The 13,948-nt window shown below is 37.6% G+C and carries 9 protein-coding genes; 8 read left to right on the top strand and 1 reads right to left on the bottom strand.

Features of this window, described 5'->3' with window-relative positions:
• Positions 1 to 87: 87 nt before the first annotated feature.
• From K412_RS0104605 to K412_RS0104580, 6 genes are all read left to right on the top strand, one after another.
• Entirely contained in the window at positions 88 to 792 is a 705-nt protein-coding gene (locus K412_RS0104605; protein WP_340139720.1) for a response regulator transcription factor, read from the top strand.
• Positions 782 to 2,191, top strand: a complete 1,410-nt coding sequence (locus tag K412_RS0104600) for a sensor histidine kinase (RefSeq protein ID WP_024832033.1) — start codon at positions 782 to 784, stop codon at positions 2,189 to 2,191. The genes K412_RS0104605 and K412_RS0104600 overlap by 11 nt, the downstream gene beginning before the upstream one ends.
• Positions 2,192 to 2,302: 111 nt before the next feature.
• The gene (locus K412_RS0104595) at positions 2,303 to 3,196 is read left to right on the top strand and encodes an ABC transporter ATP-binding protein (RefSeq protein ID WP_024832032.1); all 894 of its coding nucleotides are present in this window, start codon (positions 2,303 to 2,305) and stop codon (positions 3,194 to 3,196) included.
• Positions 3,190 to 4,416 carry an ABC transporter permease subunit gene (locus K412_RS0104590; RefSeq protein ID WP_024832031.1) on the top strand — a complete coding sequence of 409 codons (1,227 nt, stop codon included), beginning with the start codon at positions 3,190 to 3,192 and terminating at the stop codon, positions 4,414 to 4,416. The genes K412_RS0104595 and K412_RS0104590 overlap by 7 nt, the downstream gene beginning before the upstream one ends.
• 366 nt (positions 4,417 to 4,782) lie before the next feature.
• Positions 4,783 to 5,469, top strand: a complete 687-nt coding sequence (locus K412_RS0104585; RefSeq protein ID WP_024832030.1) for a flavodoxin family protein — start codon at positions 4,783 to 4,785, stop codon at positions 5,467 to 5,469.
• A 79-nt stretch (positions 5,470 to 5,548) separates the two neighbouring features.
• The gene (locus K412_RS0104580; protein WP_024832029.1) at positions 5,549 to 5,905 is read left to right on the top strand and encodes an arsenate reductase family protein; all 357 of its coding nucleotides are present in this window, start codon (positions 5,549 to 5,551) and stop codon (positions 5,903 to 5,905) included.
• A 109-nt stretch (positions 5,906 to 6,014) separates the two neighbouring features.
• On the opposite strand, the gene K412_RS21310 is transcribed toward K412_RS0104580, so the two are convergent.
• The gene (locus tag K412_RS21310) at positions 6,015 to 9,959 is read right to left on the bottom strand and encodes an S-layer homology domain-containing protein (protein WP_024832028.1); all 3,945 of its coding nucleotides are present in this window, start codon (positions 9,957 to 9,959) and stop codon (positions 6,015 to 6,017) included.
• A gap of 349 nt (positions 9,960 to 10,308) precedes the next feature.
• Here K412_RS21310 and K412_RS0104570 point away from each other — a divergent pair, with 349 nt between their 5' ends.
• Both K412_RS0104570 and K412_RS0104565 read left to right on the top strand, forming a co-directional pair.
• Positions 10,309 to 11,112 carry an AraC family transcriptional regulator gene (locus tag K412_RS0104570; RefSeq protein WP_024832027.1) on the top strand — a complete coding sequence of 268 codons (804 nt, stop codon included), beginning with the start codon at positions 10,309 to 10,311 and terminating at the stop codon, positions 11,110 to 11,112.
• A 272-nt stretch (positions 11,113 to 11,384) separates the two neighbouring features.
• Positions 11,385 to 13,820, top strand: a complete 2,436-nt coding sequence (locus K412_RS0104565; protein ID WP_024832026.1) for a sugar-binding protein — start codon at positions 11,385 to 11,387, stop codon at positions 13,818 to 13,820.
• Positions 13,821 to 13,948 lie beyond the last annotated feature (128 nt).

Here is a 13,948-nt window from a genome sequence, read left to right as displayed (position 1 = left end):
CTATCTTAATTTGCTAGCGAGCTATTGATATTCTTTGCTGATGTATATAGAATTATTATGCCTAAGTGAATGGAGGAGGTATATTTCTTGAATACGCAAACAATATTGATAGTTGATGATGAGACAGATATTGCTAACCTTATTGAAAACACACTGATGCTTGAGAATTTGAAAAATATAATAAAGGTAGATAGTGGACTAAAAGCAGTTAGTACCTGCCGTGAGGTGAATCCGGATGTGGTTATTTTGGACATAATGCTTCCTGATATTGATGGTTATGAGGTATGTAGACGTATCAGGCAGTTTTCTAATTGCCAGATTATGTTTTTGTCTGCTAAAAATGATGAACTTGATACAATTCTGGGGTTAGCAGCGGGTGGGGACGATTATGTAACAAAACCATTTAGCCCTAAAGAATTAGCGTTTCGTGTAAAGGCACAACTACGTCGTGCAGGATTTCAGAAAACATCTATTAGGCCTTCTCATATCAAGATAGGAGACTTGACAATAGAACCGGAATGTGGAGTGGTCACAAAAGCTGGGAGAGATATTTCTTTAACGGCACGGGAATTTGAAATTCTTCTTTTTTTGTCCCAAAACTTAGGACGAGTGATTAGCCGTGAACGATTGTATGAAGCAATTTGGAAAGAAGATTGTTTTGGATGTGATAATACGATTATGGTACATATTCGTCATTTGCGAGAAAAAATAGAGGATAATCCAAATGAACCTAAGTATATTATTACAATGAAAGGTCTTGGATATAAAATGGTAAATGATTATGAAAAATAATTGGACAAAGAATCCAATAAAGAGGGTATTTGTAATCTTTTTAAGTATGGTTTGTATTTTTATTATTGCAGGTATTGGCTTTTTTTACTGTGTATTTTCCATTCCAGAGCCTGAGGGGATTAGCTTAGCTTCATGGCCAAATACGTTTACAGACAATTTTTCCATTTGGATGTCAAATGAGGGAGAAGCACTTAAAGTTAATGAAATAGGAATCCAGCGATTAGATAAATATGGTCTCTGGTTACAAGTTTTAGATGAAAATGGACAAGAGGTTTTTTCATACAAAAAGCCAGAGACTTATCCCAAAAAGTATTTTGCATCTGAATTGCTAATGCTGAAAACAAGTAACTATAATAACGATAATACGATTTTTACAAATAGTTTTGAAGATGGCGGGAAGACTTGGAATTACCTAATTGGTTTTCCGTATGCCATTGGTAAGACAATGCTTTATTATAATGGTGAGGTGGTGCCAAGACTATCTCCCTTATTAAAAACGATTGCTCTTGCCGGTTTAGGAATGTTTGGCGTAGTTTTCATAATTTATGGATTTTGGCTAACAAGGCAGATTGGAAGAATTGCTGTTGGAATAGAAAGAGTTTCAAACCGTACATATAGCAAGTATTCTAATGTGGGATTATTTGGAAATATTTATCAAGCACTAAATAAGTTAAACGATGAGATTTGTAGAAATGATAAGCTTAAGGAAGATATGGAGAGAGCACGTCGAGAGTGGATTTCTAACATTACTCATGATTTAAAAACACCCCTTTCTCCAATTAAGGGATATGCAGAATTGCTTGCAGATAATGCAGAAATAGATGGAGCAATTGCTCGGGAATATGGTTCTATTATATTAAAAAATACTAATTATGTTGAAAAGCTAGTGAATGATTTAAAGCTTACCTATCAACTAGATTTAAGAGTAATTCCTTTCAGAGCTGAGAAGGTAAATATTAAGAGGTTTTTAAAAGAATTAATCATTGATATTGCAAATAATCCAAGCTTTTCAAATAGAGTTATAGAGTTTGAAAGTGATAAGGAAGAACTTTTTGTAAATATAGATTCATCCTTGTTAAGTCGTGCAATAGAGAATCTGGTAATAAATGCACTTATCCATAATCCAATAGATACAAAGGTGATTGTAAGCATAATTTCAGAATCAGAAAAGACATTGCTTATATCAATCCAAGATAATGGAGTTGGGATAAGTGAGAAAGATAAAGAAGAATTATTTACCCGTTATTATAGAGGTACCAATACAAAAGAAAAAACAGAAGGAAGTGGACTTGGCCTTGCAATTGCAAAGCAAATTGTAGAATTACACCACGGTAAAATCGAAGTAAACAGTGAGCTTGGGGCAGGTACTGTATTTTTGATTCGTATTCCAGCAAATTAAGTTAAGGATAAATTAAGATACGCAAAATATAGGGATAAGATGGATGATTTATGATTACAACATAGGTCATCCATTTTTTTGTACTGATAGAAATTAACAAGGAGGTCTCGTATGGATTTACAAATACAGAATTTACAAAAAAAATACGGTGATAAATGTGCTGTGGACAATGTTAATATTAATCTGATTCCAGGTGTGTACGGATTGATTGGAGCAAATGGTGCAGGAAAGACTACCCTGATGAGAATGATTTGTGGTGTATTATCGCCAACATCGGGAAATATTTTACTTAATGGCAAAGCAATACAGGAACTTGGGGAGCAGTATTATAGTAACATAGGTTATATGCCACAAAATTTTGGCTTTTACCCAGACTTCACGGCCCGTGAATTTATGCTTTATATGGCAGCTGTGAAAGGACTAGAGAAGGGAGTAGCAAAAATTAAAACAGAAAAATTATTAGAAATGGTAAATCTATCAGACATGGCAGACAAGAAAATCAAGTCCTTTTCAGGGGGAATGAAGCAACGTTTAGGAATTGCACAAGCTGTGCTGAATGATCCTTCTATATTAGTATTGGATGAACCTACGGCAGGGCTTGATCCAAAAGAAAGAGTACGTTTTCGAAATATCATTTCTGACTTTTCCAGAGAAAAAATTGTAATGTTATCAACTCACATTGTTTCAGATATTTCTTATATTGCAGATACAATTCTAATGATGAAAAACGGAAAAATCCTGTTAAAAGAGTCTATGGTTACTGCGACAGATATCATGGAAGGCAAGGTGTGGGAAGTGCTGGTCAATGAGGACGATACAGAGGCATATACCAAGAAATTTCCGGTTGTCAACTTACACCATGAAAATGAAATGGTACGTTTACGTATAGTACATGAAACGCCTCCGATTATGGGAGCTGTGACTGTTGCTCCTAGTTTAGAAGATTTATTTATGTACTATTTTGGAGAAGATGGGCTGGTAGAAAGAGGTGAATACGGATGTTAATTAAGTATGAATTACTAAAAAGATTACGAAAAAAATCCACGTTGATTGTTATGGCAGTAAGCTTGCTAATAACAGCTTTTCTTTTCGGGCTACCCGTTATTCAGTTTCAAGCATACAACCAGGATGGAGTTATTAAAGGACTAAAAGGGATTGCCTTTGAAAAAGAGCAATATTCTGACCTTTCAATATATTTAACAGATGAGTATATAACAGAAACAATTGGAGAAGTACAAGAGCTTTTTGAAAATCAGGATAATGTGGGATATGATGGAAACGAGAAATTTTTGATAGGAGATGTGTATTGGAATTATATTGCTCCGAGAGAAAGTATGCTTGATATGATTGCACTTAATTACGTAAATCCAGGATTAAGTGCAGGATATAATAAGTTACCAGAAGTAGATGTTTCAAATGGAGCAAACTTTTATCGGACAAGAGAAATGAAGATTGATGCATTGCTTGAGTCACCATCACGTAATTTATCCAAGGAAAAAATAGATTATTGGAAGGATATGAATGGTAAAGTCAAGGAACCATTTCAGTATGGTTACCATAAAGCATGGACCACCATTATCAGTTGTTTTGAACTTTTAATATTTCCTATTCTAGCAATATGTATTGCAGTTGCACCAGTGTTTTCTGGTGAGTATCAAGCAGGAATGGATGCAGTACTGCTATCAGCAAGATATGGAAAAACTAGGCTTGCTACAGGAAAAATAATAAGCTCACTTTTGTTTGGAGTACTTGCCTTCACTTTTCATGTAATAGTCGCATTTGGAATACCTATAGCCGCATATGGAGTAGATGGATGGAATCTGCCATTACAGATTGCAGGTACAACGATACCTTATCCATTTTCATTCCTTCAGGCTGTTATTCATAATCTGGCCGTAATCTACATTGTTTTAATTGCTATAATCAGTTTGACACTGTTCTTATCCGCAAAATTGAAAAGCACATATATTGTGCTGGCAATTCTCGTTCCGGCTCTTTTTATTCCAATATTCTTAAGTCCAAATGGAACAGAAGGACTTTATAATTTAATATTGTTTTTGACAACATATCGTTCTACTATGCCTGAGTTTGGAAAATTCATTTCATATCAGTTTGGTGGGATTATAATGGATGTATTTACAGTAAGAATGATATTATATGTGCTACTGGCAGCCGTAATGTTACCATTTGCAAGAAGATGCTTTGCAAAACATCAAGTGGTTTAAGAGAACGAAAAATTTGGAAGTAATATAATTGGAGTATTATACTATTAAACTACAATAGGGCATAAAATTTATGAATTGCTAGCAAATATTAAAGATGAAGATATAGAGAAATATTTTATTGACTATCTTGTACAAAACGATAAAACTCATCCTGAAGTTGATAAAATCATAAATCAATACTTTGAATTATACCAATTAACATTAGATTTCGAGCATCTGTTTAAGACACAGGTGCTTTTTTATACCAGTACAGGGGATTTCTTTTGGTGTTTAGCATGTATAGTAGGAGTTTATCAAATATGTTATATTTAATACGTGTTTTTGTGCACTGTTTGTCGTAATTTGTTGTTGCAAAGGAGAGAAATTATGGAGGTTGCAGTGTTTCACGGTAGCCCACGAAAGGGTAATACCTATAAGGCTACAAGAATCTTTTTAGATGAGCTGACAAAATACAGAGATGTTCAATATAGAGAGTTTTTTCTTCCTGAAGCCATGCCTAAGTTTTGTACAGGGTGTCAACTGTGTTTTAGCAACTCATATGAAAAATGTCCTCATTCGCAATACGTAACTCCAATTTTGAATACAATAATTAATTCTGATGCACTGATATTTACTACTCCGCACTTTGGTGCTTGCAGTATGTCATCTTGTATGAAAAACTTATTGGATCATCTGGATTTTTTAACAATGAATGTTGCACCTAGAGTCGAACTTTTTACAAAGAAAGCATTTATCATTAGCACAGGTTCAGGTTCTACTGCAGCCATAAAGCCAATTAAGAAATATCTTAAGAATTGGGGTATTAATCGTGTCTACTCGCTTGGGTTCAGGATGTTCATTGATAGATGGGATAAAATGACGCAGCGAAAACAAATGAAATTTGAAAAAAAGCTACGTAAAGCTGCAAATATATATTATCATGCCCCACAAAAATCCCCATATATTTCTACGATTTTCATGTATCATATATCAAAGTTCATCGTAAAGAAATATGTTGGTATAGGCAAATATCCATATGAATATTGGAAGGAAAAAGGTTTTTTTAATAATTGATGTACTTTATAAACATGATTACATAATCAGGATGTTGGAATGTAATAATAGGTATTATAAGAAAAAAAGGAGGAATATCATGATATTAATATGTTATCCAAAATGTACTACTTGCCAGAAGGCTAAGAAATGGTTGGAGGTTAACTGCATAGCATTTGAAGAAAGGAATATTAAAGAAAATAATCCAGCAATAGAGGAAGTGAAAGACTGGCATAAAAAGAGTGGTCTTCCACTAAAGAAATTCTTTAATACCAGCGGACTGCTGTATAAAGAACTGAAGCTGAAGGACAAGCTCCCAACCATGAGTGAGGAGGAACAGTATAGTTTGCTGGCATCAGATGGTATGCTTGTAAAGCGTCCAATTTTCATTGGTGACAATTTTGTACTAGTAGGATTTAATGAAACTGATTGGAAAGCTGTACTTGATATCGAATAATTAAATAAGCCCATACATAAAGAAATTAAGAAGGAAGATGTACTGAGTATAAAAGAGAAACCGTACCAACAATAGTTGGCACGGTTTTTATAATCCTTACGAGAATTTCTTACATATTATACAGCTTATAGAGAAATACCGCGGCTTCTGCTTTGGTTGCATTTACAGTCGGATTGACTTTGTTATTACTACCTACTATCAACCCTTCCTTAACCATGGTAGCTACGCTATTAACCGCATAAGAAGCAATTTTGGACTTGTCGGAGAATTTATCCAGATCCGTAGCGGTACCTTGCTTGTTCAGACTCTTAACAAGATTCAAGGCTCTTTCTGATAACACCATCATGTCCTGCCTTGTGATCTTGTTGTCGCTACCGAATTTGTTGTTGCCTATGCCGCTGGTAATGCCAAGAGCTTTAGCAATTGCGATTTCATTATAATAGTAAGTATCTTTCTGCACATCGATGAAATTGCCATTTGTCTTCGTAGTCAATCCAAGTGCCCTAATAAGTGAGTAAAGGAAATCTGCCCTTGTGATATCGGATGTGGGATTGAATACATTACCCTCTGTCTTGAGAATATCCTTTGATACAAGTACTTCGACTGCTTTCCTAGCCCATGCAGCCTTTTCAAGATCTGAGAATGTCTTAGATACGTAAGATATAGCATAGTCACCGAAATGAGTAGTTGTGAAGGTTACCACACCGTTAGTGGGATCATAGCGTCCGCTTGGTATTGTTATAATATTTCCGATTCCGTCAATGTACCAAACAACAATCATTTCAGGATTTTTCAATTCCTCCGTAGTCGGCTTGTAAGGCACGGATACAGTTACTGGTGCGTTAGGATTGCTCCAGATAGTTTCTTTTTTGTCTACCGTCTGGGAGAGCTTTATGCTTGGCCTTTCGCCGAGAGACTCCTTCACTTCAGGCGGGAGATTGGACTTGTCGCTTTTACCAATTTCCAGTGTTACTTCCTTGCTGCTACTTTCAGCTGTGCCGGTTAACATGTCACCAGATATTACAATTTTACCTAATTCGGTGGAAAGAGTGAGCTTGTCATCCTTTGTTCCACTGGTCAGTACAGCAGTAGGCAGGCCTACCGAGTAAGAATTCACTCCTTGTACCGCTGGTATGTCTATGGTAACATCTTTTGCTAGAAATTCCTTTGCTTGTTCCAGAGCTAATGTCGGAATGTATGCAATTCCATCCTTCACGGTCGCCTGCATGGTTACTTTTTGATCCTGATCAACTGGCACTTCAGGTTCGGTCGGTGTTGAAGATGGTGTTCCGGTGCTGGGAGAAGACGGAGTTTTGCTATTTGTTACTTTTATGGTATAAATCTTTACTCTACCATTTTCAGCTGTTACCTGTACCTTTATATTCGTTACTGTCCCAGGTGTCAAGGATATTGTTTCGGAAGCTGTACCACTGGCGACAGCCGTGCCGTTCACTTTAATTGATGCCTTGTTATCAGCCGTTGTCGCAGTCACCTTAATGTCGGTGGCATCCTTCAGGGAAATACTGTATTGGGTGGTTGCTGGAGTGAATGTCGGCTGTAGTGTTCCCACACTAAGGCACAAGCTGCTGAGATTTGCATTGGAGGATTTTGGTGTATACATTCCAAGGTCGCCAAGGTCAATTTTATAGCCGTCCTGGAGTTTCTCGTATTCATCTTTAAAGAAATCATTCAGGTATGAATGCCCAAGAATGAATCTGTCTGGATTTATGGCGCCGTAGTAACCGGCATTGGCATTGCTTTGACTATCAAAGAGCACATAGCTTCCCTGCCATCCTGAACCGGATACACCCCAGCTGATGATGTGATCTATGTATGGGGCGAACTTAGTGAACAGTTTATACATCAGAGCGTACTCATAACCAAGGGCGTCAGACTGTCTGACATTGAGGACCGCAGGAGCAATTGCACCACCTCCTGGGGCATTGGTCGGTACCTTAAGGTCAAGTTCCGAGTAGGAAATACCGGAAAGAAGGCCCCGGTCAACGAGAGATGCATAGAGGGCCATGGCATATTGATTATCGCTTGCAAGGGTACTTCCAATCGAATCATGTCCTTGAATACCGATGTCCTCGATAAGGGGTCTTCCGTCATACAACGGATCGGAGAGCCATGCGGTGTTCAGTTCGAGAACCATGTTGTATACAGTCCTTGCTTTGCTGCGAGTAGCAAGACCGTAATCGTTGTAGGTCAGTTTAGGCGGATTATCAACGATATAGGCATCAATGCTGCCAGCGGTGTCGTGCCCATCGAGCTTCATGTACTCTGGAAGACTGGCGTAGTTGGCTTTGTAAGCAGCCGCCATCTTGGCGTTGGGGGCCGCGATGTGTGCGTATTTGAACAGCAAGTAAATGTAATGATCTTTAATGTCGCCTCTAATTAAATCATCAGACATTGCAACAAGCCAGTTGGTGTGTTTGAGGCTTGTTCTCCAGCTATTCGCATCCTTGGGGATGTTTTCGCTGTGACGGCTCTCATGAACCTCTTCGTTGAGTACATCCCATGAATTGAAGGGGATTACTCCGCGGGATTCGCTTGAGCCATATTTCGTATCTGTACTTAGGAAGTGCCGCATCACATACATTGTGTGGTTATACTGCACTCTTTTGGCCATTTCTTTGTCTACTTTAACCGTGGTTGTAACGCCGTTGCCCAATCCGTAGAAATCGGTTGAGCCGTTATATCCATTGGGAAGGTTCTCAGGAATAATCTGTGTCATCCATGCAGGAGCTTGGTTGTACCATGCCAAAACATGTCCATGAGACTTATACTCTCCTGGAGTTCCGGAATCTCTGATGTCCTTATAAGAGTTGGTCGGGAAACTATATTCACTTATGCCAGGGGTGGTAGTTGCGCCATTCAGGGCATCACCAGTAACGCTTTTTAGCCAGTTTGGGCCATGCGGATGAGTTCCATCGGCCTTGAGATTGTTGCCGTCGACAAAGATTTCATAGTGATTGGCTCTTGTTTGGGTTACTGCTCCGGTTCCAATTGCACCCACCATAAATAGACCATTTTCTCTGTTGTAAACACTCTTTAAAGGTGCTACGGTACTTTGATTTTCATTATTGACTACGTTGGGAAGCGCAACGCCTTGGGGATCGGGTGCAGTTATTTTTATGTTTGCCACAAGAAGCATACCGGTTTCTGCGGGACGACCGGTCTCACCATGGAGTTCTAGAATGAAGTCTGAGGAATTTCCTGCTGATGCAGTAACGCTATTGTGAGCCATTAGCCAAGTTTCACCATTGTAGCTACCAACCCAGTCGGGGTTAAGGTTGTTGTACTGGTAATCCCTGAGATAGCTATCGATGTTAGAATCGGTATTTCTTATTCTCCACCGCATGAATTTGCCCTGCGCACTCTTAGGGTAGTACACATCAAACTCAATAGTGGAGCCTTCGGGAACATTTACAGCTGGGGACAACGGAGATTGAATGCTAATTCCGCCGAAGGTGCTGGTTCCGTTATGGACATAATTAATCTGGAGTACATCAGCTTTGCCTTCGGAATCTGAAAAAGGATATGGAATCATTTGGAATGTGCCACCAGCAAAGTCGGCGGGGACACGGCTGTCAAGTGGGGTTCTTGAGGTCCAGACATTTGTGGGCTCGGTAATTTTTACAGGTACTTTACCAGGGCCTGGGTCAAGTCGGAAATAGGGGTCTGAACCGTCAGCTTTGATATTTTCATTGAAACTTGCTATTGCGCCTTTAAGAGTGACTATAGCTTCATGGACGGGAGTGAGCTCATTACGTGCGTACTCAAGCGCATTATCAAGATCTTTGAGTTCGTTGGCATACACCCAAGGGAAAGCTTTGTTCACATCGGATCCGTCGTCAGTATGGCTAATCTGAAGTGGGAATTCTTCGTTGCCGGCTTTTAAAGCTTCAGCTTGTGCAATAAGGTTGTTCAGTTCAAGAGTTGATTCGCCTTCAGCCGCTGTGGCTGGGACGGGAGTAACTGCGAATAATGAGAACAGCATGATAACCACGAGGAGGCGGGATACGTTGATTAAGAGTTTTTTATCTTTCATCTTAGTTTAGCTCCTTTTTTAGGCAACCTCTAAAATCTCGTTTTAGAGTCGCCCGATTCTCAGATTTTGGATTTTAACAACTTTACAGATTATAATGTTGTGCTAGTTGAAGATTTTCAATTTTGACGAGTTAACTATTTAATATAGCTGCGTTTTGCACAGCGCACTTACCCATTGGGTTGCGTCGTATGTGGCTTGACGAGCATTACAAACACCTCCCGTTTGATATAGTATGTCAGATTCGACATATTTTTTATTGGCTATTGATACTATAATATGAAAATCTTATAATAAAATCCATGGATGTAAATTAAATCATTTGTATTTTTTTAGGAAATGGGGTATGTATATGGATTACAAAGATATTAATCCTAAAATAGAGTATTTTAATAATAGACACGCTACTCCAAACTGGTTTATTCAAGACTCTACAATTAACTTTATAGATTTATCCTACTTCTCAAGAGGGAAAGCCTTTTACAAAGTGAATGGCGAATATTATGAAGTCAATCAAGGCGATCTCATTTGTATTCCGAAAGGTAGCCAGCGAAGTGCAACTACGGATCCAGACAACCCTATGGAAACATTTTCTGTAAATTTCCAATTATATGACACTAAAGGGAATGATGTTGAACTTCCTTTTCCATTGTTATCACATGTTGGCACATCAGAAGAATTGTTATATTTATATAATGAACTGACACTAGTGTGGTTGAAAAAAAGTCCAGGGTTTGAAATAGAAGCTCGCGCATTGGTCTTGATGATTCTTCATAATTATTTCAAGCGATTCTATTATAGAAATAACGTTCATAATATGGACAGCAGAATCCAAGAAACCATCAGATATATCCTAAGTAATCTCTACAATCCTATCAAAGTAGAAGAACTCGCCAGAAATGCCGGCGTAACAACCGCATATTTCGGAACACTTTTCAAAAAGTATACAGGTTCTTCTGTAAAGGAATATATTAATAAGATGAAAATCAACAATGCTGAAAATATTCTTCTTAGCGGAGAGTTTTCCGTAAAGGATGTTGCATATAAATGCGGCTTTGAAGATATTTTCTATTTCAGCAAGTTATTTAAAAGAATCAAGGGATATCCTCCCTCCAAAATCCTATTAGATAAAAAGATGATAAGCTCTCAATATTAAGATATACCAGCAACCAAAGAGAAACTATGTCTAATATTGCTGGAAAGAAAATATAATAATTTAAAGAAATTTAAAAAATGTAATATTTTATACAGCAAAATTTATATAAAAAAAGGACTTGGGTTTGGTTTTGCCGAAATAATTAGATAAAATCTTTGAAGCAGTCTCAGAAGAATTCTAGGAGTATTTGCTTTAAGATATATGATATAGTTTTGATATTCAATGAAAATCAAGACTATAAAATATTTAATCTATCAGGAGGATTTGAGAGTATGAGAAATCTCAAAAAGCTAATTGCGATAGTCTTAGCAATATGCGTACTTGCAACATTTGCGATCCCTTCATTTGCTGTTGGTGTCACAAATACTGATGCACAGTATTTGGAAAAGCTCAATATAATTAAGGGCGATGGGAAGGGGGTAAATGCCGATTACCTTGCAAAAGGAACTACAAGAATTCAAGCGGCAGTAATCTCTCTTAAGTTGCGTGGATTAGAGACTGAGGCACTTAATTTTTCATCTCAAGAGAACTTTGTTGATGCTAATTCATTAGCATGGAAAGCAGGAAGAAATTTTTTGGCATATCTCAAGGCTAATCCTCAGTTGGGATGGGTTGGTATAAGTGGGGGTAATTTTGATCCTAACGGCCCGGCGACTGCTCAACTGATTTACAAAGTATTGCTTGAAGCATTGGGATACGAAACAGGAAAAGACTTTACATATGCAAATACAATTAAGTTTGCAGCTGAAAAGGGTCTTACTAAGATTAGTACTATAAAAGGTCAGATAAGTAATGCCGATTTAGTAACTGCAATTAAGGAAGCTCTTGATAAGCCAGTTGCTGGAGAAACAAAGACTCTTGCTCAGAAGCTTGGCTATGGTAGTGCAACTACTGAGGACCAAGAAACTCAAGAGCCTACAGGTAATGGTAACCAAGGAAATCAAAGAGTTAAAGTTGATGCCAATGGTTTTGATGTCAACGGAAGAGTTGTTGCCTACTATGGTGCACCGGATAATATTGACGGAGTCATTGAAGATGAATGGAAGCTTGCTGAACCAGTAAAATTTACCAAGGTAAGTTCCGGCAGTACTGATACAACAGCAACATTAAAAGTGCTGTGGGATGATAACGCTGTATACTTCCTTGCCGAAGTAAAGGATGCTAACCTATCCGATGCTTCAGGTAATGTTTATGAAAAGGATAGCGTTGAATTTTTCCTAGACCAAGATAATAAGAGAAATGGTATATATGAAGGGGACGATAGTCAGTTTAGAATCAATTTTAAGAATGAAAGATCCGCTGACCATGGTGATTTAACAAATCTATATTCAGCTGCAAAGGTAGTAGCAGGCGGTTATGTAATTGAAGGCCGTGTTGCGTTAACTGAAACTCCGGCCAATGGTAAGGTTATGGGTGTGGAAGGTCAGATAAATGATGCAACAGGAAGTACAAGAATAGCTACTTTGAATATATTTGATGCTACGGGTACTGCTTATCAGGATACAAGCAAACTTGGTCAAATGCTTTTAACTGGTAAAGGTATCAATTCTGTATCAAAGCCAAACTTTTATGATTTGCAATCCTTAGTTATTAGTGCAAAGGAAATTGAACTCAAACGTTATTCTAACGGAGATGTAGTTGACGAACTTATTAAGGAATCAGAAGCTGCCATTGCTGATAAGACTTCAACACAAGCTAAATTTGATGAATTGCTCAATATGTTGCAGGCTGCTATTGATAATTTGGTACATAACGACTTATCATTTGATGAAAAAGAGTGTAGAGATATACCAAAGGCATACAGAACATCAGACCCTGAGAGTATAAGGGGTTCGATCGTAAGAGTTGACTATAAAACAAATACTTATGATGCAGAGGCAAGGGATTTAGACAAGTATATGCTTGTATATCTTCCTCATGGATATGACGAAAGTGATACAACTAAGAAATATGATGTATTATATCTGATTCATGGTAATGCTGAGAGTCAGCACACTGCTTTTGGCGGAGTTGGCCAGAATACCGAACTTATGAGAGTAGTTGATAATTTGATTGCTGATGGCAAGATGAAGCCAATGATTATCGTTACTCCTACTTGGTATAATACAGCTCCATATTCAGCTGAAAGACAGAGTGAAGATGGATTGTTCCGTATTAAAAATTTCCATAATGAATTAGTGAATGATATAATACCTACTATCGAAGGAAAATATAATGTATACGCTCAGTCACTTAGTGAATATGACTTGAAGGCAGCAAGAAATCACAGAGCTGTTGGTGGTTTCTCCATGGGGTCAGCCTGCACTTGGTATAACTATATTTATGCTATAGATTATTTTAAATACTATGTTCCAATTAGTTTATGGTGCTGGCAGGATGTAGACTCAATAAAGAATGAAGGATATGCTTTCACAGGAACAGATGACGAGATTAAAGCTAAATATTTATCTGAAATCGCTAAAAGAGCAGGTTATACAAAAGATGATATACGAATCTTCTGTGCAACAGGTACTGCTGATTTAGCTTATGGCGGAATGAATTCCCAGATTGCTGAAATGAAGAAACTTACTGACATGTTTGTTTATTCCGCAGATCTTAGAAAAGGTAACTTCTATTACTTAACATTGGAGGGCGGAGCACATAACTGGACTTGTGTGAATCGTTATTTATACAATATCTTACCGGATTTGTTCTTTGATAACAAATAAATACAGTTTAGACAAAAACGATGCAGTTACGGTAAAGTAAAACAATCTTAAAAAAAGAACAGGGAGACAGAATTATTTTCTCTCTGTTCTTTTTGCATATAAACCATGGAATTAGGAATTAAATTGAT

This window comes from Ruminiclostridium josui JCM 17888 (assembly GCF_000526495.1).
In the GTDB taxonomy this organism is placed as follows: domain Bacteria; phylum Bacillota; class Clostridia; order Acetivibrionales; family DSM-1351; genus Ruminiclostridium; species Ruminiclostridium josui.
The sequence above is the reverse complement of the archived record's forward strand: the minus strand, read 5'-3'. Positions and strand labels throughout refer to the sequence as shown.

Coding starts and splice junctions, on each gene's coding strand:
- K412_RS0104600 (WP_024832033.1), top strand. CDS start 782: ATGAAAAATAATTGGACAAAGAATCCAATAAAGAGGGTATTTGTAATC.
- K412_RS0104595 (WP_024832032.1), top strand. CDS start 2,303: ATGGATTTACAAATACAGAATTTACAAAAAAAATACGGTGATAAATGT.
- K412_RS0104590 (WP_024832031.1), top strand. CDS start 3,190: ATGTTAATTAAGTATGAATTACTAAAAAGATTACGAAAAAAATCCACG.
- K412_RS0104585 (WP_024832030.1), top strand. CDS start 4,783: ATGGAGGTTGCAGTGTTTCACGGTAGCCCACGAAAGGGTAATACCTAT.
- K412_RS0104580 (WP_024832029.1), top strand. CDS start 5,549: ATGATATTAATATGTTATCCAAAATGTACTACTTGCCAGAAGGCTAAG.
- K412_RS21310 (WP_024832028.1), bottom strand. CDS start 9,959: ATGAAAGATAAAAAACTCTTAATCAACGTATCCCGCCTCCTCGTGGTT.
- K412_RS0104570 (WP_024832027.1), top strand. CDS start 10,309: ATGGATTACAAAGATATTAATCCTAAAATAGAGTATTTTAATAATAGA.
- K412_RS0104565 (WP_024832026.1), top strand. CDS start 11,385: ATGAGAAATCTCAAAAAGCTAATTGCGATAGTCTTAGCAATATGCGTA.